The sequence below is a fragment of the Escherichia sp. E2586 genome (genome assembly GCF_005781105.1).
Taxonomy (GTDB): domain Bacteria; phylum Pseudomonadota; class Gammaproteobacteria; order Enterobacterales; family Enterobacteriaceae; genus Escherichia.
In genome coordinates this window covers 139,576-161,697 of the sequence record NZ_VATN01000009.1, presented here as the reverse complement: position 1 = coordinate 161,697, position 22,122 = coordinate 139,576, and the positions used below count along the sequence as shown (strand labels likewise).

The following is a 22,122-nucleotide window of genomic DNA, read 5'->3' as shown; positions in this document are numbered from 1 at the left end:
TAGTGAAAACGGCAATACGCCGCGCGCACGTTGCTGACGAAAACAGCCATTTGCAGTATACTCCCGCCCTAATTTCTTTAACTGGTGCGGGCAATTTTTGCTCGCTTCATCAATGTAAGGTATTCCGGTGAATATTCAGGCTCTTCTCTCAGAAAAAGTCCGTCAGGCCATGATTGCGGCAGGCGCGCCTGCGGATTGCGAACCGCAGGTTCGTCAGTCAGCAAAAGTTCAGTTCGGCGACTATCAGGCTAACGGCATGATGGCAGTTGCTAAAAAACTGGGTATGGCACCGCGACAATTAGCAGAGCAGGTGCTGACTCATCTGGATCTTAACGGTATCGCCAGCAAAGTTGAGATCGCCGGTCCAGGCTTTATCAACATTTTCCTTGATCCGGCATTCCTGGCTGAACATGTTCAGCAGGCGCTGGCGTCAGATCGTCTCGGTGTTGCTACGCCAGAAAAACAGACCATTGTGGTTGACTACTCCGCACCGAACGTGGCGAAAGAGATGCACGTCGGTCACCTGCGCTCTACCATTATTGGTGACGCGGCAGTGCGTACTCTGGAGTTCCTCGGTCACAAAGTGATTCGCGCAAACCACGTCGGCGACTGGGGTACTCAGTTCGGTATGCTGATTGCGTGGCTGGAAAAACAGCAGCAGGAAAACGCCGGTGAAATGGAACTGGCTGACCTTGAAGGTTTCTACCGCGATGCGAAAAAGCATTATGATGAAGATGAAGAGTTCGCTGAGCGCGCACGTAACTACGTGGTAAAACTGCAAAGCGGTGACGAATACTTCCGCGAGATGTGGCGCAAACTGGTCGACATCACCATGACGCAGAACCAGATCACCTACGATCGTCTCAACGTGACGCTGACCCGCGATGACGTGATGGGCGAAAGCCTCTACAACCCGATGCTGCCGGGTATCGTAGCGGACCTGAAAGCCAAAGGTCTGGCAGTAGAAAGCGAAGGCGCAACCGTCGTATTCCTTGATGAGTTCAAAAACAAGGAAGGCGAACCGATGGGCGTGATCATTCAGAAGAAAGATGGCGGCTATCTATACACCACTACTGATATCGCCTGTGCGAAATATCGTTATGAAACACTGCATGCCGATCGCGTGCTGTATTACATCGACTCCCGTCAGCATCAACACCTGATGCAGGCATGGGCGATCGTCCGCAAAGCAGGCTATGTGCCGGAATCCGTACCGCTGGAACACCACATGTTCGGCATGATGCTGGGCAAAGACGGCAAACCGTTCAAAACCCGCGCGGGCGGTACGGTGAAACTGGCCGATCTGCTGGATGAAGCACTGGAGCGTGCACGTCGTCTGGTGGCAGAAAAGAACCCGGATATGCCAGCTGACGAGCTGGAAAAACTGGCCAATGCGGTGGGTATCGGCGCGGTGAAATACGCGGATCTCTCCAAAAACCGTACTACCGACTACATCTTCGACTGGGACAACATGCTGGCGTTTGAGGGTAATACCGCGCCATACATGCAGTATGCTTACACGCGTGTTTTGTCTGTGTTCCGTAAAGCAGAAATTAACGAAGAGCAACTGGCTTCAGCTTCGGTAATCATCCGTGAAGATCGTGAAGCGCAACTGGCTGCTCGTCTGCTGCAGTTTGAAGAAACCCTCACTGTGGTTGCCCGTGAAGGTACGCCGCATGTGATGTGTGCTTACCTGTACGATCTGGCCGGTCTGTTCTCTGGCTTCTACGAGCACTGCCCGATCCTCAGCGCAGAAAACGAAGAAGTGCGTAACAGCCGTCTGAAACTGGCACAACTGACGGCGAAGACGCTGAAGCTGGGTCTGGATACGCTGGGTATTGAGACTGTAGAGCGTATGTAATCGCGTTATGTGTCAAAGGCCGATGTCGCAGTTACGGACATCGGCTTTTTTATCACCGCCGATAATTCACAATCACTTCATTACGTTGTACTTTCAGCGGCGGAATTAACCGCCCACCGCCAGGCACTTCCCAGATAAATCGCAATGGTTCTGCTGCCGCTATACCGGAAAAGGCCACGGTGGTTCCGCTCTGCCCCTCTAATTCGACACAACGAGATTGTGAGCATAAACGTACCCGCAGTCCTGCGGGGGTCGGACCGATAAGCTGATAACGCCACGCCACCAGCGTCACCAATCCTGAAACAGGTTGTCGCGAAGAAAGAGGCGCAGAAGACATCGACTCACCGCGATGATTTAGCGTAATTCCGACACTACTTGCCTGCCACATCCCCTCCCCGGCGGCTTGCGCAATCACCGGAAACAACAGCATAGCCAATAAAGTTCTCATCATTTACCGCCAATTGTCGCCGTCATGCGGATATGTCGGTTATCAGATAGTTCCAGATTCGACAGCACCACTAACTGCGGCAAGCTGCGGCGCAGGAAGCGAGACAATAGTGGTCGCAGCGCGTGGTTCACCAACAATACAGGCGGCGCACCCAACATCTCCTGACGGGATAGTGCTTCCTGGGTTTGCACCAGTAGACGATCCGCCAGCCCTGGTTCCAGTCCGCCCCCGCCCTGCAACGCCTGTAGTAACAAACGTTCCAGCGGCGTGTCGAGGCCAATAACATGGACTTCATCTTTGCCGGGAAACCACTGCTGGGTTATCGCCCGTCCCAACGCCACGCGCACGACGGCGGTTAACTCATGTGGATCGCTTTGGATAGGCGCATGCTCCGCCAGCGCTTCGAGAATGGTACGCATGTCGCGAATCGGCACTTTTTCATCGAGCAGATTTTGCAGCACTTTATGTAGCGTGGTGAGCGTGACGACGCCAGGAACGAGATCTTCCGTCAGCTTTGGCATCTCCTGGGCGACGCGATCCAGCAATTGTTGCGCCTCCTGGCGACCAAACAACTCTGCGGCGTGCTGGCTAATGAGATGGTTAAGATGCGTTGCCACCACTGTGCTGGCCTCAACCACGGTGTACCCCTGAATCTGCGCCTGTTCTTTTAGCGCACTTTCGATCCAGATAGCGTTCAGACCAAAAGCCGGATCGACGGTCGCTTCACCAGGTAACGTCCCGGCAGCGGTACCCGGGTTAATTGCCAGCCAGCGCCCCGGATAAGCATCGCCACTGCCAATCTCTACGCCTTTCATCAAAATACGATAACGTGCCGGTTGCAGATCCATATTGTCGCGAATGTGCACCACCGGCGGCAGGAAGCCCATTTCCTGAGCAAATTTTTTACGAATACTACGAATACGGCCCAGCAACTCGCCATCTTGTTGGAAATCAACCATCGGGATCAGTCGATAGCCCACTTCCATTCCCAGAGAATCTTCCAGTTGCACATCATTCCACGTTGCTTCGACTACAGCATTATTCTCTGCCATTTTTACCGGTTTTGGTTCGGCAGGCGCTTTTTGATCGCGTCCGCGGATCCACCAGGCCAGCCCGAGCAATCCCGCCGTGAACAGCAAAAATACCAGGTTCGGCATTCCAGGCACCAGCCCGAGTAAACCGAGCACGGCGGCGCTTAACAACATAACGCTTGGATTACTGAAAAGCTGATTCACCATCTGCTCGCCAACATCCTGATCGGTGCTGACACGCGTAACGATGACCCCCGCGGCGGTAGAAATCACCAGTGCCGGGATTTGTGCCACCAGACCGTCGCCAATGGTCAATAGCGTATAACTTTCCGCCGCGTGTCCCATGCTCATGCCATGTTGCAGCACACCGACCAGCAATCCGCCGACAACGTTAATGACCATGATGAGGATCCCGGCGATGGCATCGCCGCGAACAAACTTACTTGCCCCGTCCATTGAGCCGTAAAAATCGGCTTCCTGAGTCACTTCGGAGCGGCGTTTTTTCGCCTCATCTTCACCAATCAATCCGGCGTTCAGGTCGGCGTCAATCGCCATCTGCTTACCCGGCATACCATCTAGAACAAAGCGCGCGCCTACTTCCGCGATACGCCCAGCACCTTTGGTAATGACCATAAAGTTGATGATCACGAGAATGACGAACACCACGATACCGATAGCGAAATTGCCACCAACGAGGAAGTGACCGAACGCTTCGACCACCTTCCCAGCCGCCGCCGCGCCGGTATGCCCTTCCATCAAAATAATACGGGTTGAAGCTACGTTAAGAGCCAGACGCAACAGCGTGGTGAACAGTAAGATTGTCGGAAACGCGGCAAACTCGAGCGTACGCTGGGTAAACATCGCCACCAGCAACACCATAATCGACAACGCGATATTAAAGGTAAACAGCAGGTCGAGAATGAATGCAGGCAATGGCAGCACCATCATCGACAAAATCAGCAAGATCAAAATCGGTCCGGCAAGGATCTGCCATTGTGTCGATTTCAGATTTGCAGGCAGGCGCAGCATCGCGGCCAGATTACTCATGGGTCGGTTTCTCGTTAATAAAATCCAGGGCTTCCGGCACCGGAAGATGAGTTGGTTGTACAGGGCGCTGTCCACCAGCCAGACGCCAACGTTTCAGTTGCCAGACCCAGGCCAGCACTTCCGCCACGGCGGCATAGAGTTGACCAGGTATTTGTTGACCGATTTCAGCATGTCGATACAGCGCACGCGCCAGCGGAGGCGCTTCGAGGGTCGGGACGTTATTTTCAGCGGCTATTTCACGAATGCGTAATGCCACCAGCCCCGCGCCCTTGGCAACGACTTTTGGCGCACTCATTTTGTTTTCGTCGTACTGCAAAGCCACTGAGTAGTGAGTTGGGTTATTGACGATAACGTCCGCTTTCGGCACATCGGCCATCATCCGCCGCCGCGCCGCTGCTCGCTGCATCTGACGGATTCGCCCTTTGACATGAGGGTCGCCTTCACTTTGTTTGAACTCATCACGAATATCCTGCCGTGACATACGCAGCTTTTTCAGGTGGCTGAAGATTTGGAAAAAGACGTCAAATCCCACCATCGGAATAACGCCAAGCACCACCAACAACGCGCATAGCCCAACCAGATCCATGGCGTTTCCCATGGCGGTAATCGGAGACTCGGCCATTAAGCGCATCATCTGTGGCCAGTGGTGCCAGAGATAAAACCCCGTCACACTGCCGACCAGGATGGATTTCAGTATCGCTTTCAGCAACTCCGCGCCAGTCTGTGCCGAGAACATCCGTTTAATGCCCGGTAGCGGGTTGAGTTTGGAAAACTTCGGCTGCAAGGATTTGCCGCTAAATACCAGCCCACCCAGCATCACCGGAGAAATGAGCGCCACCAGCACCACGCCGCTAATCAGCGGCAGCAGCGCCAGCATGGCTTCTCTGATCAGCAAAATAATCTGCCCGAGGATCAGGTTCGGGTCATTGATAATACTGTGATCAAAATGCAATCCCGCGGAGAGCATGCCCGACAATCGACGAGCCAGCGACACACCGCCAAACCAGATAACACACACGCCCACTAACAAAATCAGCAGCGACGTTAATTCACGGGAACGCGGGATTTGCCCCTCTTCCCGCGCTTTTTCAAGTCGGTGAGGTGTGGGGGCTTCTGTTTTGTCGTCGCTCTCGTCAGACACGTCGCCAATCCTGGAAAGAGTAATAAGCGTGAATGATGCCAGAGCGCAAAGCGTTCAATGGTTTGAGTAAGGGGTAAAAAAGGCGGGATTTAGGGCTTTTGCCACAGCACATCAGGCATGGTGACATGTTTGTCGGGTACGGCGTAAACACCTTATCCAACCTTGAAGATCGATGTGACGCGGCCGCGTCACATCAGGCAATACAAATCAAAATCCAAGGCTATCCAACAAATCGTCGACCTGGTCCTGACTGGCTACCACACCGGCTTTGCTGGTATCTACCTGTGGTCCATTCAGCAAACTCTGGCTTTCACGTTTCGGACGTGCATCCTGTTCCGGGATATTTTCCAGCAGCACCATTAGCAACTGGCGTTCAATCTCCTGAATGACATCCATCATTCGTTTAATGACCTGCCCGGTGAGGTCCTGAAAATCCTGCGCCATCATGATTTCCAGCAACTGCGCATTGGTAAAACTGGTATGCGTCGGCACATCCGCCAGAAATTGCCGTGTATCGGTCACCAGTTCGCGAGCGTCGGCAAGATCAATGGGATCGGCAAACCAGCCATCCCAGCGTTGGGTTAACGCTTTTGCTGATTTCTCCATGTGATCCTGATGCGGTTGTGAAGCCTCAACACTGTTGAGCGCCCTTTCCGCAGCCTGGGCAGTCATCTGCACAACGTAGTACAAACGATCGCGGGCATCGGGGATGGCTTCCGCCGCTTCTGCAATGGCCTGGTCCAGCCCCAGCTCCCGCAGACTATCGCGCAGCATACGCGTCAGGCTGCCGATGCGCGCAATGATATCGCCAGCAGAATTTTCATCAGCAGGTTTAATTGATGGTTGCATCATAGTCGCATCCTCACATGCCCAGTTTCTCAAAGATTTTGTTGAGTTTTTCCTCCAGCGTCGCGGCGGTAAATGGCTTAACCACGTAGCCACTGGCCCCCGCTTGTGCTGCGGCAATAATGTTTTCTTTCTTCGCTTCTGCAGTCACCATTAACACCGGCAATGCTGATATCGCGCCATCAGCACGAATCGTTTTCAGCAACTCCAGGCCATCCATGTTGGGCATGTTCCAGTCGGAGATAACAAAACCATATCCTCCCGCCTGCAACTTATTGAGAGCATCGGCGCCATCCTCCGCTTCCTCAACATTATTAAATCCAAGCTCTTTCAGCAGGTTACGCACGATGCGTCGCATGGTGGAAAAGTCATCCACAACCAAAAATTTAAGCTCTTTATCCGCCATCTCACACTCCTGATTTAAATACGTATCGCCTGTCCGGCACTGATTTTTGCCAGCATTTGCTGGCTTACCTGGCTAAGATCGACCACTTCGCAGACGCCACCCATATTGATGGCCTCGCGCGGCATGCCGAACACCACGCTGCTTGCTTCATTTTGCGCAAGAGTCCATGCCCCCGCCTGACGCATTGCTAACATTCCCGTCGCGCCGTCGTTGCCCATGCCCGTCAGGATCACCCCAACCGCATTACGCCCCGCCTGTTTGGCCACAGAATGGAACAACACATCTACCGATGGCCGATGGCGATTAACCGCCGGACCATCGTGAATTTTGATTTGATAATTCGCGCCGCTACGCGCCAGTTCCATATGCCGATCGCCCGGGGCGATATAGGCATGCCCCGGCAAGACGCGTTCTCCGTCCTCGGCTTCTTTCACGCCGATTTGGCACAGCTTATTAAGTCTGTCGGCAAAAGAGCGGGTAAAACCGGGCGGCATATGCTGGGTAATTAACAGTGCCGGGCTGGAAAGCGGCAACGGTTGCAATACGTGACGAATCGCCTCAGTACCCCCCGTTGAGGCGCCAATCGCAATCAGCTTTTCTGAACTCAAGAGCGGTCCGGTCTTCAGCGTTGTCGGTGCCGATAACGGTTTATGCGCAGTAAGGCTTGCCCTTGCTGCCGTACGCACCTTTTCGGCAATCATTTCGCTATACGCCAGCATTCCTTCGCGGATCCCCAGTTGCGGTTTGGTGACAAAATCTATCGCCCCCAACTCCAGAGCACGCAGCGTGACTTCGGAACCTTTGCCAGTCAGAGAAGAAACCATCACTACTGGCATCGGTCGCAAACGCATTAATTTTTCGAGGAAATCCAGTCCGTCCATACGCGGCATTTCGACGTCCAGCGTCAGCACATCAGGGTTGAATTTCTTAATCAAATCACGCGCGACCAGAGGATCGGGAGCCGTCGCTACCATTTCCATGTCACTATGACTATTGATGATTTCTGTCATTATCTGGCGCATCAGTGCCGAGTCATCGACCGACAACACCCTGATTTTGCTCATCGTTAATCCTTACTTAGCGCATACACCGTCTGTCCACGCAATGTGAAGCTGCGCTCAAGGTGGCTAAAGTTTTCAGAGTGACCCGCAAACAATAATCCGTCGGGTTTAAGCAGCGGTACAAAGCGGCGCAAAATCTCCTGCTGGGTCGCTTGATCGAAGTAGATCATGACGTTACGACAGAAGATCGCATCGAACGGCCCCGGCGCAGCGTACTGTTTCGCCAGCAAATTCAGCGGGGAAAAATCGATGTAGTTCGCCAGTGCCTGACGCACACGCACCAGCCCTTGGTGCGGCCCCGTACCGCGCATGAAGTAGCGTTGGAGTTGTTGCGGCGTCAGGTTTTTCAGCTCTTCATGGCGATAAATGCCGCTTCTGGCTTTCTCCAGCACTTCGGTGTCGATATCGCTGGCGAACACTTTCCAGCGTCCGGGCGCGGTGCCCAGCGTGTCCGCCAGCGTCATCGCAATGCTGTAGGGTTCTTCACCTGTCGATGCCGCCGCACTCCATACGCGATATTCACCATGGGCGTGGCGGGCGTGCTCCGCGAGCAATGGGAAATGATGCCCCTCGCGGAAAAATGCCGTCAGGTTTGTAGTCAGCGAATTAATAAACGCCTGCCACTCGCCGCTGTGCTGATTAGATTCCAGTAAATTCAGATAATGGCCGAAGTCTGCAAGCCCCAGCGAGCGCAAACGGCGCACCAGGCGGTTGTAAACCATGTCGCGTTTGTGGTCCGCCAGGACTATCCCCGCACGTTGATAGATCAATTGACTTATCCGCCGAAAATGCGTGTCGGAAAGCGCCAGGCGCTCGGTCATCTGTAACAATAAAGACGTTTGCCCGCAGGGCAGAGATGATGTCATAGCGCCTTCTCAGTCACTTCAGGAAACCACTGATTCACCCGTTGTGCCGTTGCCGCCGCTTCTTCTGCCAGTGCGACGTTTTGTTGCATCACCTGATCCATCTGGCTGAAATGACCGAGTGAGTAAATACTCATCAAAATGTTTCCCAGTTTGGATCTTGTTCAGTAATACGCAGTCGCGGCTGTGCGGGTGGTTGTTCAGTGGTTGGACGGGATTGTGGTTTATTCGTTTGCGAGCTTGCAGCCAGACGGAATGTGGAAACTGCTTGTGTTAAACGGCTGGCCTGCTCTTCAAGGGCCGCCGCCGCCGCGGCAGACTCCTGCACCAGCGATGCGTTTTGTTGGGTGACGCGATCCATTTCCGACACTGCCAACGCCACTTGATCGATACCGCGACTCTGTTCATCCGATGCAGAGGCAATCTCGCCCATAATGTCGGTAACACGGGTGACGGCATTGACAATATTCGTCATGGTTTCCCCGGCACTTTCTACCAGCACCGAACCGGTATCAACGCGGGAGGCGGAATCTTCAATCAGCGCTTTGATCTCTTTTGCCGCCTGGGCGCTGCGACTGGCGAGATTACGCACTTCGCCCGCCACCACGGCAAAACCACGCCCCTGTTCCCCTGCTCGGGCGGCTTCAACAGCCGCGTTCAGTGCCAGGATATTGGTCTGGAAAGCAATGCCATCAATAACGCTAATAATGTCAGCAATTTTCTGCGAACTGTCGGCAATTTCGTGCATGGTTTTCACCACACCGTCCACGACTTTGCCACCATGCTGAGCAGTATCGGAGGCACTTTGCGCCAGTTGCGAGGCTTGACGGGCGTTATCGGCGTTCTGTTTCACTGTTGCTGTGAGCTGTTCCATGCTGGCGGCCGTTTCTTCCAGCGCCGATGCCTGCTGTTCAGTACGGGAGGAAAGATCGGTATTCCCCGCAGCAATCTCACGAGTACCAGCATAGATAGCGTCTGAACCTTCTCGCACATGGTTGACCGTGTCAGTCAGAGAGCGTTGCATATGTGAAACGCTCTGTGCCAGGTCGCCCATTTCGCTGCGTCCAGCAATGCTGAGGGTATGCGCCAGATTGCCACCAGCAATTTCCCGGATGTGAGAAATGATCTTCGCTAATGGGTTAAGTAGCATGCGGCGGATGCCGTACCACGCCACCAGCAGAATCAATACCACCACCAGCGCGATAACCGCCAGTTGCCACTGGGCAAATCGGTAATCATCCGCGTTGTCAGTGACGATAGCTTGATACCGTTTTTCACTACTGAGGGCGTACTGGGCAAAGGCTTCGCCCATCGCATTTTGCATTCCCTGGGTTGGCTGAGCGAAATAGGCTCCGGTATTGCCATAATCAAGATAATCAATCAGTTCTGTTAATGCTGTGTGATAGTTTTTATATTTTTCGTCGATATTACGACTGGTAGCGACCATTTCAGGTAACGGTGCCATGATTTTGAATTTTTTATAATGGATTGCAGCCTGGGCCAATGTTTTCCTGGCGCTATCAAGTAATTCAACTTTAGCGTTACTTTGTTGATTGGATGAATCCATCATCATCCGCACCGCTGAACGACTCAGGTTAATGCGCGTTTGCAGCATTAAATCCCAGGTTGAGGTCAGCTCGCTTTGCTGCTCCCGTAATTGATTGGAAACCACAAAACTTTTCTGGCTATGGTGAAGAGAAGAAAAAAACAGACTTCCGGAAATAAGCTGTAACAGTGCGAATACCCCCAGCACCATTACCAACAGCGTGACTACGCGGATACGGTTAATCATAAGGCACCTTCCTGAAAACAAGTTGGTTTCGTTATCGGCAGGAAGGAGGGAAACTTTATTTCTGATGCCAGTCATGGCGATATTAAAATGAAAAACCCAATGCGCAGGGCATCGGGCTCATTTCATTTGAGTACAGCTGGATAAATTATGCGACTTCTGATGCCGTGCTATCCAACAGCGCCATCTCTTCGCTATTCAGCAGTTTTTCGATATTAACCAGAATTAGCATGCGATCGCCCAGCGCACCCAGGCCGGTGAGGTATTCTGTGGAAAGCGTCACAGCAAATTCCGGTGCCGGGCGAATTTGTTCCGTCGTCAACGAAAGAACATCTGAAACGCCATCTACCACAATGCCGACCACCCGCTGCCCAAGATTCAGAACGATAACCACCGTGTTATCGTTGTACTCCACATCCACCTGGCTGAACTTAATACGCAAATCAATAATTGGCACAATCACGCCGCGCAGATTAGTGACGCCTTTGATAAACGCGGGTGTATTGGCAATCCGCGTAACCTGATCGTAGCCACGGATCTCCTGCACTTTCAGAATATCGATGCCGTACTCTTCGTCACCGAGGGTAAATACCAGAAACTCCTGGCCTGACGGTTCGCTGGCCAGCTTTGTTACATTTGTCATACCGGTCATATTTATTCCCTTTTTACTCAATCAGGCGGCGGTATTCGCCATACGTTGTTCGCGGTTTATCGCCTGCAAGGCGGAGACATCAACAATCAGTGCCACGCTGCCGTCGCCAAGAATGGTTGCAGCGGAAATGCCAGGGACTTTGCGATAGTTACTTTCAAGGTTTTTAACCACCACCTGATGTTGACCAATTAACTGATCCACCAGCAAGGCGTAGCGGCGACCGCCACTTTGCAGAATGACAACAATCCCCTCTGTAGCTTCGGTTTTCGCGCCTGTGACGTTGAACACTTTCCACAGTTCGACGATGGGCAGATATTCACCACGCACTTCCAGTACTCGCTCGCCGCCTGCCAGTGGATGGAGATCGGCTTCGCGAGGTTGTAGTGATTCCATGACGGCGTTAAGCGGCAGAATGAAAACTTCGTCAGCAACGCGTACGGACATGCCATCGAGGATCGCCAGCGTTAGCGGCAGTAAAATGCGGATTGTGGTGCCAACGCCCTGCTTCGACTGGATTTCAACGTGGCCCCCCATCTCCTGGATATTACGTTTGACGACATCCATGCCGACGCCGCGCCCGGAGACATCGGTGACCTGCTCCGCCGTGGAAAAACCAGGGGCGAATATCAACATCGCCACTTCGTCGTCAGTCATGTTGTCGCTAACGCTCAGACCTTGCGAGGCGGCTTTTGCCAGAATCCGCTCTCGATTAAGCCCCGCGCCATCGTCGGTCACTTCGATGCAGATGTTGCCACCCTGGTGTTCAGCAGACAGGATTAAATTTCCAACGCTATCTTTGCCCGTAGCAAGTCGTTTTTCTGGCAGTTCAATACCGTGGTCGAGGCTATTGCGTACCAGGTGGGTCAGAGGATCGATAATGCGTTCTATCAGACTCTTGTCGAGTTCGGTGGAACTGCCCACCAGCGTCAGTTCCACCTGTTTGCCAAGTTTACCCGCCAGGTCGCGCACCAGCCGGGGATAGCGGCTAAAGACATATTCCATTGGCATCATGCGAATCGACATCACTGATTCCTGCAAATCGCGGGCGTTACGTTGTAACTGCCCCATGCTGGTAATCAAATCCCCATGATTCACCGGGTCCAGTTCACTGGAGCGCTGGGCCAGCATCGACTGAGTAATCACCAGTTCGCCAACGAGGTTAATCAGCTGATCAACCTTTTCAACCGCCACGCGGATGCTGCTAGATTCGCTGCCGCGCGACGTTTTTTCCCGTTCCACTCGCCCTGCTGGTGCTTGTTCGGCTGCCAGTTTAAGTACCGGTGGCGGGGATATTTTGGGCGCGGACTCTACTTTTTCGAAGGTAATCTGATCGGCCTCAATCACAAAACAGAGCACCGCTTTGATGTCATCTTCGGCGATGTCGCCCGGTAATATTGCCGAAAGAGAATCCGCCCCCTTCACCACATCAGTTAACGTTGTCAGATGCCCCAGCTCTTCTTCCAGTAGATCGACTTCTCCCGCCTTCAGACGCGAAAGTAGAATTCGTCGCGGCGACTCACTGTTACCCTGTTCATCTTGCGGTTCACTTTTGGCAACCACACTTAACCGGGCCATGGCGGGTGTCGATTCGCCTTTCGCTTCTATTGCCAGTTGACGTAAGGCCTGGCAGATATAGTCAAAGCTGGCGGCATCCGGCTCTTGCGACTGTTTATAAGCGTCGAGCTGTTCCTGCATGATGTCCTTCGTTTCCAAAAACAGATTGATAATGTCGGTGTTAAGCAGCATTTCACCGCGTCTGGCTTCGTCGAGCAGGTTTTCCATCAGATGCGTGGTTTCCTGCAATACGCTAAAGCCAAAGGTTCCCGCCCCTCCTTTGATGGAGTGGGCCGCACGAAAGATGGCATTCAATTGTTCGGCATCTGGCGCTTCTGGCTGTAAATTCAGCAGATGTTGCTCCATATCGGCCAACAGTTCGTCCGCTTCATCAAAAAATGTCTGGTAAAAATCGCTTATATCCATGCTCACGCTGTCACCTCGATTCGGCTGATGGCATTGTGGAAACACTGACCTGCGGTGTTACCCCAGGTTTTTCCAGGACGCTTACCGGCTCATTCTGGCTTTCGGCGTTTTCATGCAAAATGGCCTGTTCGGCTTGTTTATTCAGTACCAACAAACTGATTCGACGATTAACGGCATCATCCGGGCCGCGATCGCTTAAGCGCATGGTCGCCGCCATGCCGACAACGCGTAAAATTTTGCCATCAGCCAGACTTCCCACCATTAGCTCACGGCGCGACGCATTGGCGCGTTCAGTGGAAAGCTCCCAGTTGCTGTAACCTTTCTCACCATTGGCGTAAGGGAAATCATCGGTATGACCGGAAAGGCTGATACGGTTAGGAATACCGTTCAGCACCGGCGCAATGGCGCGCAGAATGTCGCGCATATAGGGCTCGACATCAGCACTACCGGTTTTAAACATCGGGCGATTCTGGCTATCAATTATCTGGATACGTAAACCTTCCTGTACCAGATCGATTTTGAGATGTGGACGCATCGCCCGTAGTTTCGGGTCTGATTCAATAAGCTGGTCGAGATCGCCACGCAATTTCCGCAGCCGACTTTGCTCCATGCGTTTTTTAAGTTCTTCAATGTTCGGCTGCTTATTCACTTCCCCCTGGCTTTGGGTGAAATCATCACCGCCGCCGGGAATTGGGCTTTCGCTATTAGAAATTCGATCGCCGCCCGTTACCGCTGTCGCCAGCGGCGTACGGAAGTATTCCGCAATCTGAATCAGCTCTTTTGGGCTGGAGATGGAGATAAGCCACATCACCAGAAAAAAAGCCATCATCGCGGTCATAAAGTCAGCATAAGCAATCTTCCACGAACCATGTGCTGCGCCGTGGGATTTCGCTTTGCGTCGTTTGACGACAATAATCGGATGCGCTTGATTCTTCATGCTTCCTCGGTTGTCGTCTGTTGTTGCGGATTTTTCACCGCGCGCACATGCTCTTCCAGTTCAACAAACGACGGACGTTCAGTGGAATAGAGCGTTTTGCGACCAAATTCAACGGCGATAGGCGGTGCGTAACCGTTCAGATTAGAAAGCAGTGTGACTTTGACGCACTGCATCATTTTGCTGGTTTCGGCGCTTTTCTGGCGCAAAACACTCGCCAACGGGGAAATAAATCCGTAAGCCAATAAGATACCGAGGAAAGTCCCCACCATCGCATGTGCGATGAGCGCCCCCAATTCGGCAGCAGGACGATCGGCTGATCCTAATGCGTGCACCACTCCCATTACGGCCGCAACAATCCCAAACGCAGGAAGAGAGTCTCCGACCAACGCCAGGCTGTTCGCCGGGACTTCCGCCTCGTTTTCGTGCGTTTCTATCTCTTCGTCCATCAGGGCTTCAATTTCGAAGGTATTCATGTGGCCGCTGATAATCAGACGCAGATAATCGACGATAAAATCCAGCATAACGGCATCCGCGAGGATGCGCGGATAACTGGCGAAGATCTCGCTCTCTCGTGGATTTTCAATATCGCGTTCCAGTGAGAACATACCCATTTGCCGCGATTTCGCCATCAGACGGTAAAGCAACGCCAGCAAATCCATATACATTGCTTTGGTATATTTAGAGCGACGAAACAACAATGGCAGCGCCTTAAGCGTACCTTTGATTGCTTTGCCATTATTGCCGACGATAAACGACCCAATGCCTGCACCGGCAATAATCACCAGTTCAGCGGGTTGATAGAGTGCTCCAAGGCTTCCACCGGTCATCAAATAACCGCCGAAAACTGTACCGAGAACAACCAGGTAACCTAATAAGATAAGCACGACATCATCCTTTCACTGTTGACCATGACAGGATGTTCAGTCGGCAGACGTTACCTTACGGCTGGAGAAAAATAAGCAGCGGCAATTAATTACCGCTGCTGGAGTGTTTCGCCACACCGTATGGGTTAAACAGCCTGTATTCTCTGTTCATCCAGCAGTTGAGGGATAATATCGGCAGGGTTCTGAGAAAGTTTACGTCTTTTTACGGCGCGCGATGGCGGTTGACATAAGCTGCAGGCAAAACTGCCGACAGGTTGATGAGCATGAGTGATAAAATTACCGCCGCAGCAGTTGCAGCTGGAAAGTTGCAGTAAATCGCTTTCGACAAATCGCACCAGAGTCCAGGCACGGGTTAGCGCCAGCAGTGGTCCGTTTTCGGCTTGTGGGCACTGTTCAAGGTATAAACGATAGGCTTTGATTACCGCATCGACGCCATTACATAACCCGGTTTTCAGTAAAAACTGCCATGCATTACAGAACATCGACGCATGGACATTTTGTTCCCAGGTCATAAACCAGTCGGTAGAGAACGGCAACATCCCTTTCGGCGGCGGGCTTCCGCGCAGCTCTTTATAGAGCTTGATCAGGCGTCCGCGACTTAATTGTGTTTCACTTTCCAGCATCTGCAAACGAGCGCCCAGGGTTATCAACTCCATGGCGAGTTGAATATCACGGGCTTCCTGAACAATGCTTTTTTCACTCATGATCAGGCCCTTTTCTTACGTTGTGCTTCTTCGGGCTGATTAACATCATTCAATAAACGCGTGGAGAGCATAATGCCGGTATGAATTTGCTGGAGATCGTCAACACGGGAATCCTGCGTCAGTTGGTTAATAGTCTGGTGGCTGTCAAAGCGGAATTGACAAATCAGTTGATTGGTTTCGGCCAGTTTAACCATTTGCGGAAGAGTCAGCGTCGCCAGCGTTGTAGCCATTTCTTCATTAATACCGAGACGAAACATGGCGGACGCTTTGTCCTGAACGATCAGACGCTGTGCAAGAAGTAAATATGACAAGTTAATGTCATAAATATGTTTCAGCAACTCGGAGGTATGCATTATTCCCACCCAGAATAACTAACTTTATTTTTTATGCGGTATCACCGCATCCCGTGATGTCGCCGGGAAATCCCGGTAAAAAGTAAATAAAAATGGAATAGTAGCGATCAACGAAAAAACACACAGACATCATAAGAGGTGAAACACGTCTTACACAGAGTGATGCTTTTTACACTTATCTAAGATTTTTCCTAATTCGACGCAACTGTACTCGTCACCACTCATACATACAACGGAGCGGAGCTGCGATTTTCGACAATGTGTGATACGGATCACACAAAACACTCAATTACTTAACATTGATGTATAAGTCATACTTTTGTTTTGCGTATATTTCATTCTGTTAAAAAGTTTTTCAGCTTATCTGCCAGCAAAAATGATGTGGCGGGATAAAATTGAGATGTTGCGCACTGTTAATATAAATCACCGTGAATAACCATCTCCCGGATATGGGATAAATATCTATGATCTCTGTAAATCATTAAAAAAACAGCCAATTAAATAATAATATGCCATTTAAAAAAAATTAAGGCTGCCAACAATATTAATGTTAACAAGATGTTTTATTAATATTAACCATTTGTTTAGTGAGAGAAATCAATTTCTCCACTTCCTCATCATCACCCGCATGACTACATAGTAACACTACGATATTGATTAATTATCTTTATTAATGATCATGCTAATATTTGCATTTTTGACCAAGTTGTTATTGCATCTATAGCTCATTCAGGGTAAAGCTGTGATCTCACCTGAAGTTCATAGAATAAGGAGCAGGTTATGAGTTACGCCAATATTCTTGTTGCCGTTGCTGTCTCACCGGAAAGCCAGCAACTGTTAGCAAAAGCGGTATCTATCGCCCGTCCCGTTAATGGGCGTATCAGTTTAATCACCCTCGCTTCCGATCCAGAAATGTACAATCAATTAGCCGCGCCGATGCTTGAGGATTTACGCAGTGTGATGCATGAAGAAACACAAAACTTTCTGGACAAATTAATTCAGGATGCTGGATATCCCGTTGAAGAAAAGTTTATAGCTTACGGAGAGTTGAGCGAACATATTCTGGCGGTATGCCGTAAACATAAATTCGATTTGGTGATTTGCGGTAATCATAATCACAGTTTCTTTTCGCGAGCATCCTGCTCTGCGAAAAGTGTGATTGCCTCAAGTGAGGTTGATGTGCTGTTGGTTCCGCTTAAGGGAGATTAAGCGCAATTACGCCAGCTTTGGAAAGGTCGCAACTTTATCGCGCTGCTGGCTTTCCGCGCTGCGCGGAACTATCAGCTTTAGGTCGCTAATAAAGCACTCCTGCCAGTGGTTAATATCGTTTTTCACGATAATTTCCAACATTTCTGCATGACGGGAAATACGTTCTGCCAGCGACATAGTCAATGCCCGATTCAAGGCCGCCGCGACTTCATCACGATCGTATGGGTTAACGATTAACGCTGACGTCAGTTCATTCGCCGCCCCCGCAAATTGTGAAAGTACCAGTACGCCGGGATTGGCAGGATCCTGGGCGGCGACATATTCTTTCGCCACCAGATTCATCCCGTCACGCAGCGGCGTCACTAATCCGACATCGGAATAGCGGAAGATTTTCATCAGTAATTTACGGTCGAAATGCTGGTTCAGATAATAAAGCGGTGTCCAGCCTAATTGCCCATATTTTCCGTTAATTCTCCCGGCTTCATTTTCCAGCTGATGACGAATATCCTGATACGCCTGCACATCACCACGCGAGGTTGGCGCTATCTGGGTATAACGTATTTTGCCATGATGTTGCGGATATTTTTCCAGCAAGGCTTCATAGGCGAGAAAACGCTCAGGCAGACCTTTGGAATAATCCAGTCGTTCGACAGAAAAGATATTTTGTACGCTTTTCAGCTCCGCTTTTAATTGCGCCAGTTTGGGCGGCAGCGGTCCGGCAGCCTGTTTGGCTATTTCATCCGGTTCAATACCAATAGGGTAAACTTCGGTGCGAAATGCCTTGCCCCAGGCCGTATGATTGCGCGAACTACGCGTCGTGACGCGCGTCAGGTTGGAAAGACAATCCAGAAACGCCAGGCGATCGTTTTCTGTCTGAAACCCCAGCAAATCATAATCACAAAGCTGTTCAAGCAACGTGTTATAAGTCGGCAGCGCGTTGAAAATTTCCGGCGTCGGGAAAGGAATATGCAGAAAGAAACCAATGCGATTATTCACGCCACGTTTGCGGAGTTCATGCGCAAATGGCAACAGGTGATAATCGTGGATCCAAATAATGTCATCGTCTTCCAGCAACGGCAGTAATTTATCTGCCAACAATGCATTCACGCGTAAATAGCCTTCCCAGGCGGAACGCTGAAATTGCACCAGATCGAGTCGATAATGAAATGCGGGCCAGAGAACAGCATTGGAGAATTGGTTGTAGTATTCGTCGAGATCCTTTTCACTGAGGTTAAAAGAGGCCCAGGTGATATTTCCTTTTTTCACCTTTTTTAGCGGCTGATCCTCATTCCCTGTTTCGCCACTCCAGCCAAACCACAGTCCACCTGCGGCTTTCAGCGCCCCCAGTATACCGACAGCAAGGCCACCGGCACTGGCGGCGTGCTCGTCTGGTGGTGCAATCCGGTTAGATACTACGACTAAACGGCTCATAGTCATCACTCCTGTTATTGTCTCTTTTTAGTTGTTGTAATGCGTTGGTTATCATTTCAAGCCAGCGCCAGACATCCGGCACGCCCGCCAGCCGCCATGATGCCTGAGTTGCGCCTGTGCCAATTTTCACTGACATTCCGCCCAGCCTGTTAACGACCGAGAAGCCAGATTCATCGGTTAAGTCATCGCCTAAAAAAATAGGCTTGCGGCCAATAAAGGGAACTTCCTGCATAAATGCGGCAATCGCGTCCCCTTTGCTGGTGCCTCTCGGTTTTATTTCAACGACACACTTTCCCTGTTGTAACGCCATTTGCGGCCAAATCTGGGTAATGCGCTGCGCTAATGTCAATAAGGCGTCCTCATGCTGCGGTGCCTGACGATAATGCAGCGCAAACGCCATCCCTTTAGCCTCAATCTCCACACCGGGAAGCCTGGCGATAGCCGTATGCAGTTGAACGCTAATATCCCGGGCAATCGCTTCCGGCAAATGAACAATATGCGTTTTACCATTGATGTCACGGCGCTCCGCCCCATGCACACCCGCTAACGGGAAGCGATAAGGTTTCGCCAGTGCGTCAAGCTCTACCATTGAGCGCCCTGATATCAATGCCAATGCACCATCACTTGCGGTTGCCAGCAGCTGGAGTCCTTGCAGAATATTTTCAGGTACGACGACCTGATCGGGATGCGGTTTGATTTCCGCCAGCGTTCCATCGAGATCAAAAAACCAGGCATAATTCGCGGATAGTTCAGGGGGTTCGGTTAACGGTTCTGTCACCCGGTACTCCTCCTTATCTTTTTATTGTTCGCGCAGAACGCGCTTTACAGACATGTAAGTATAGACAGTGTGACGAGGCTCGCCATTGGCAAAAAGAACAGCCAACCGTTGTGGCGGTTGGCTGTGGAGGATTTTGGAACTAAATAATTATCGTATAAAGCATCAAACAGTGCGTTTCGCTTTTTGCTTATAACGGTCGAAGATCACCGCAGCCAGCAGGATTAAGCCACGAACAACATACTGTGCGAACGGAGAAATATTAAGCAGGTTCATGGCGTTTTCCACGGTGCCTAAAATTAAGATACCCGCCACTACATATGAGATTTTTCCGATGCCGCCTTTCAGAGAAACGCCACCTAAAACGCAGGCAGAGATAACAATCAACTCATAACCAATAGACGTCATTGGCTGGCCGCTGGTCATACGAGAAGCCAGAATTATCCCGGCAATCGCCGATACGAGACCAGAGAGAACGAAGATAATAATTTTGGTACGGACTACCGGTACACCCGCGAGGCGTGCCGCCTCTTCGTTACCGCCAATTGCCAATGTATTACGACCAAACGTGGTTTTGTTCAACAGCAAACCAAAGACGACCAGGCAAGCCACAGTGAGCCAGATTGGCGCAGGCAGGCCGAACCAGTTGGCATAACCGAGTGCAAAGAAGCTTTCATCTTCGATGCCCACCGCTTTACCGTCAGAGATAATATACGCCAGACCACGGACAATCTGCATCGTCGCCAGCGTGGTAATCAGGGCGTTGATTTTCAATTTAGCGATAACAAAGCCATTCACCAGGCCGCACAGAACGCCCAGCAGTAAACCTGCCGCCACGCCAATCCACAAACTTTCGGTCAGGTTAATAACCACCGCAGTGGTTACGCCTGCGCAGGCAATCACCGAGGCGACAGAAAGGTCAAAGTCACCTGAGGCCAGGCAAAACAACATACCGCAAGCCACCATCCCCGACATGGAGATTGCCAGTCCCAGCCCTTTCATATTAATAAAGGTGGCAAAGTTCGGCACGAAGATGGCACAGGTGATAAAAAGCACTGCGAACACCACCAGCATACCGTACTGATCCCAGATACGCCCGAGGCTGAATGACGACTTAGGCGCGCCAGAACCCGATGTAGAAACAGAAGACATCTTATTCTCCTTACTCAGGCAACTGCCTGGCTGACTTTAGGCATAGCAAGGCTTAGTGCCTGACGCTCATCTGCCTGCTCGTGTAGCAATTCACCGGCGATTTCACCTTCCCGCATAACTACGATCCGGTCGGCGACACCAAGGACTTCGGGCAGGTCACTGGAGGCAAACAGTACCGCCACGCCCTGCGCGGCCAGCGCATAAATCACGTTATAAATTTCATGTTTAGCCCCCACATCGATGCCGCGCGTAGGTTCATCAAGCAAAATGACTTTCATCTCTTCGGATAACCAGCGCCCCAAAATGGCTTTTTGCTGATTACCGCCGGAAAGATTCATGATCAATTGCTCTGCACCTGGCGTTTTGATGTTGAGAGAACGAATGTGGTGATCGGCATTATTGGCTTCCCAGCCGTTGTTGATCACGCAACCACCGTGCACATGTTTGCGACGAGCGCTGATGTTGATATTGTCGCGCACCGAATGCACTGGAATAATGCCCTCCGCTTTGCGATCTTCCGGGCAGAGCATCATGCCAGCGGCAATGGCGTGGCCCGGTTTACGGATATCGATCGGCTGTTGGTCGATATAAACCTGCCCAGCGGTAATTTGCGTACCGCCAAACATGCCTTTCATTAATTCGCTGCGCCCTGCCCCCACCAGACCAAACAGGCCGACGATTTCGCCACTGCGAACAGCCAGGCTTATTGGCGTACGCACGCCTGGTGCCTTTACCGCATCCAGACGCAAGCGCTCCTCGCCGTAGTTGCGCGGTTGCCAGCCGTAGATATCGCCGATGTCGCGACCAACCATTGCCTGTACCAGCGAGTCATGATCTACCTGCTGCATGTCGGTAAAGGTTTTGACGTAACGACCATCTTTAAAAACAGTGATGGCATCGCTGAGCGCAAAAATTTCTTCCATACGGTGAGAAACGTATAAGATCACCCGCCCCTCTTTTCGCAGTTCACGAATGACGCGAAACAGATTGTCTATTTCACGCGCGGATAAGGAGCTGGTTGGTTCATCAAAAGCGATAATTTTGGCGTTACGTGCCAAAGCTTTGGCAATTTCAACCATCTGCCATTGCCCAATGGAGAGATATTTCAGCGGCGTATCCGGGTCAATATCCATACCCAGATGTTTGAGCTGTATCCCAGCTTCATAATTCAGCAGTGAACGATTCACGATGCCGCCTTTATGAGGAAGCTGGCCGAGATAGATGTTTTCCGCGACGGTCATTTCCGGCACGAGATGCAGTTCCTGGTAAATAATCGCGACACCCGCATTCAGTGCTGCGGTTGTATCGGAAAAGGACATTTCCTGCCCATTAATCACTACAGAACCCGTGGTTGGCGCATAGTTTCCACTAAGGATTTTTAAAAGTGTTGATTTTCCGGCGCCATTTTCACCCATCAATGCATGAACCTGACCGGCATAACAGTCAAAACTGATATCCGTAAGCGCCTTGACGCCTGGAAAGGTTTTACCAATGCCGCGAAATGAGAGATACGGGGTAGACTGTTGCATAACGTCTCCGTGAATCACTGGTC

General features: G+C 51.3%; 21 protein-coding genes. 2 read left to right on the top strand and 19 right to left on the bottom strand.

All coding sequences use genetic code 11. The annotated features are described in order from the left end of the window. Positions 1 to 127: 127 nt before the first annotated feature. Positions 128 to 1,861 (top strand): arginine--tRNA ligase, encoded by a 1,734-nt coding sequence (argS, locus tag FEK50_RS10655; RefSeq protein ID WP_131161121.1) that lies wholly within the window; start codon positions 128 to 130, stop codon positions 1,859 to 1,861. A gap of 52 nt (positions 1,862 to 1,913) precedes the next feature. Here argS and flhe read toward each other — a convergent pair whose 3' ends face one another. The 15 genes from flhe to flhD form a co-directional block, all read right to left on the bottom strand. Continuing rightward, a complete protein-coding gene (gene flhe / locus FEK50_RS10650; protein ID WP_165488982.1) occupies positions 1,914 to 2,309 on the bottom strand; it encodes a flagellar protein FlhE in 396 nt (131 codons plus the stop codon). After that, entirely contained in the window at positions 2,309 to 4,387 is a 2,079-nt protein-coding gene (flhA, locus tag FEK50_RS10645; protein ID WP_130259915.1) for a flagellar biosynthesis protein FlhA, read from the bottom strand. Before flhA ends, flhe begins: the two co-directional genes overlap by 1 nt. Then, complete coding sequence (gene flhB / locus FEK50_RS10640) at positions 4,380 to 5,528, bottom strand: flagellar biosynthesis protein FlhB (RefSeq protein WP_130208511.1); 1,149 nt, start codon at positions 5,526 to 5,528, stop codon at positions 4,380 to 4,382. Before flhB ends, flhA begins: the two co-directional genes overlap by 8 nt. Positions 5,529 to 5,735: 207 nt before the next feature. Next, on the bottom strand, positions 5,736 to 6,380 hold the full coding sequence (cheZ, locus tag FEK50_RS10635) for a protein phosphatase CheZ (RefSeq protein ID WP_130208513.1): 645 nt from the start codon (positions 6,378 to 6,380) through the stop codon (positions 5,736 to 5,738). Positions 6,381 to 6,390: 10 nt separating this feature from the next. After that, the gene (gene cheY, locus FEK50_RS10630; RefSeq protein WP_131161119.1) at positions 6,391 to 6,780 is read right to left on the bottom strand and encodes a chemotaxis response regulator CheY; all 390 of its coding nucleotides are present in this window, start codon (positions 6,778 to 6,780) and stop codon (positions 6,391 to 6,393) included. A gap of 14 nt (positions 6,781 to 6,794) precedes the next feature. Then, positions 6,795 to 7,844 (bottom strand): protein-glutamate methylesterase/protein glutamine deamidase, encoded by a 1,050-nt coding sequence (gene cheB / locus FEK50_RS10625; RefSeq protein ID WP_130208515.1) that lies wholly within the window; start codon positions 7,842 to 7,844, stop codon positions 6,795 to 6,797. 2 nt (positions 7,845 to 7,846) lie between these two features. After that, on the bottom strand, positions 7,847 to 8,707 hold the full coding sequence (gene cheR, locus FEK50_RS10620) for a protein-glutamate O-methyltransferase CheR (RefSeq protein WP_131161118.1): 861 nt from the start codon (positions 8,705 to 8,707) through the stop codon (positions 7,847 to 7,849). After that, on the bottom strand, positions 8,704 to 8,841 hold the full coding sequence (locus tag FEK50_RS24185; RefSeq protein WP_165383289.1) for a hypothetical protein: 138 nt from the start codon (positions 8,839 to 8,841) through the stop codon (positions 8,704 to 8,706). Before FEK50_RS24185 ends, cheR begins: the two co-directional genes overlap by 4 nt. Beyond that, positions 8,841 to 10,496 (bottom strand): methyl-accepting chemotaxis protein II, encoded by a 1,656-nt coding sequence (tar, locus tag FEK50_RS10615; protein ID WP_131161117.1) that lies wholly within the window; start codon positions 10,494 to 10,496, stop codon positions 8,841 to 8,843. The genes FEK50_RS24185 and tar overlap by 1 nt, the downstream gene beginning before the upstream one ends. A gap of 145 nt (positions 10,497 to 10,641) precedes the next feature. Beyond that, entirely contained in the window at positions 10,642 to 11,145 is a 504-nt protein-coding gene (gene cheW, locus FEK50_RS10610) for a chemotaxis protein CheW (protein ID WP_130218676.1), read from the bottom strand. A 21-nt stretch (positions 11,146 to 11,166) separates the two neighbouring features. Next, entirely contained in the window at positions 11,167 to 13,131 is a 1,965-nt protein-coding gene (gene cheA / locus FEK50_RS10605) for a chemotaxis protein CheA (RefSeq protein WP_131161116.1), read from the bottom strand. A gap of 4 nt (positions 13,132 to 13,135) precedes the next feature. Continuing rightward, positions 13,136 to 14,062 carry a flagellar motor protein MotB gene (gene motB / locus FEK50_RS10600; RefSeq protein ID WP_131161115.1) on the bottom strand — a complete coding sequence of 309 codons (927 nt, stop codon included), beginning with the start codon at positions 14,060 to 14,062 and terminating at the stop codon, positions 13,136 to 13,138. Further along, positions 14,059 to 14,946: a flagellar motor stator protein MotA gene (motA, locus tag FEK50_RS10595; RefSeq protein ID WP_131161114.1), complete on the bottom strand. Its 888-nt coding sequence runs from the start codon at positions 14,944 to 14,946 to the stop codon at positions 14,059 to 14,061. Before motA ends, motB begins: the two co-directional genes overlap by 4 nt. Before the next feature lie 125 nt (positions 14,947 to 15,071). Then, a complete protein-coding gene (flhC, locus tag FEK50_RS10590; RefSeq protein ID WP_064529301.1) occupies positions 15,072 to 15,650 on the bottom strand; it encodes a flagellar transcriptional regulator FlhC in 579 nt (192 codons plus the stop codon). 2 nt (positions 15,651 to 15,652) lie between these two features. Next, positions 15,653 to 16,003 carry a flagellar transcriptional regulator FlhD gene (gene flhD, locus FEK50_RS10585; protein ID WP_130208529.1) on the bottom strand — a complete coding sequence of 117 codons (351 nt, stop codon included), beginning with the start codon at positions 16,001 to 16,003 and terminating at the stop codon, positions 15,653 to 15,655. A gap of 780 nt (positions 16,004 to 16,783) precedes the next feature. On the opposite strand from flhD, the gene uspC reads away from it, so the two are divergent. Further along, the gene (gene uspC / locus FEK50_RS10580) at positions 16,784 to 17,212 is read left to right on the top strand and encodes a universal stress protein UspC (protein ID WP_130208531.1); all 429 of its coding nucleotides are present in this window, start codon (positions 16,784 to 16,786) and stop codon (positions 17,210 to 17,212) included. Positions 17,213 to 17,218: 6 nt separating this feature from the next. Here the strand turns inward: uspC and otsA are convergent, their stop codons facing one another. The 4 genes from otsA to araG form a co-directional block, all read right to left on the bottom strand. Then, positions 17,219 to 18,643, bottom strand: coding sequence for an alpha,alpha-trehalose-phosphate synthase (gene otsA, locus FEK50_RS10575; protein ID WP_130208533.1), 1,425 nt, complete (start codon positions 18,641 to 18,643; stop codon positions 17,219 to 17,221). Then, entirely contained in the window at positions 18,618 to 19,421 is an 804-nt protein-coding gene (otsB, locus tag FEK50_RS10570) for a trehalose-phosphatase (protein ID WP_130218666.1), read from the bottom strand. The genes otsA and otsB overlap by 26 nt, the downstream gene beginning before the upstream one ends. Positions 19,422 to 19,583: 162 nt before the next feature. Further along, complete coding sequence (araH, locus tag FEK50_RS10565) at positions 19,584 to 20,570, bottom strand: arabinose ABC transporter permease AraH (protein ID WP_131161113.1); 987 nt, start codon at positions 20,568 to 20,570, stop codon at positions 19,584 to 19,586. A gap of 14 nt (positions 20,571 to 20,584) precedes the next feature. Beyond that, on the bottom strand, positions 20,585 to 22,099 hold the full coding sequence (araG, locus tag FEK50_RS10560) for an arabinose ABC transporter ATP-binding protein AraG (protein ID WP_130259923.1): 1,515 nt from the start codon (positions 22,097 to 22,099) through the stop codon (positions 20,585 to 20,587). Positions 22,100 to 22,122 lie beyond the last annotated feature (23 nt).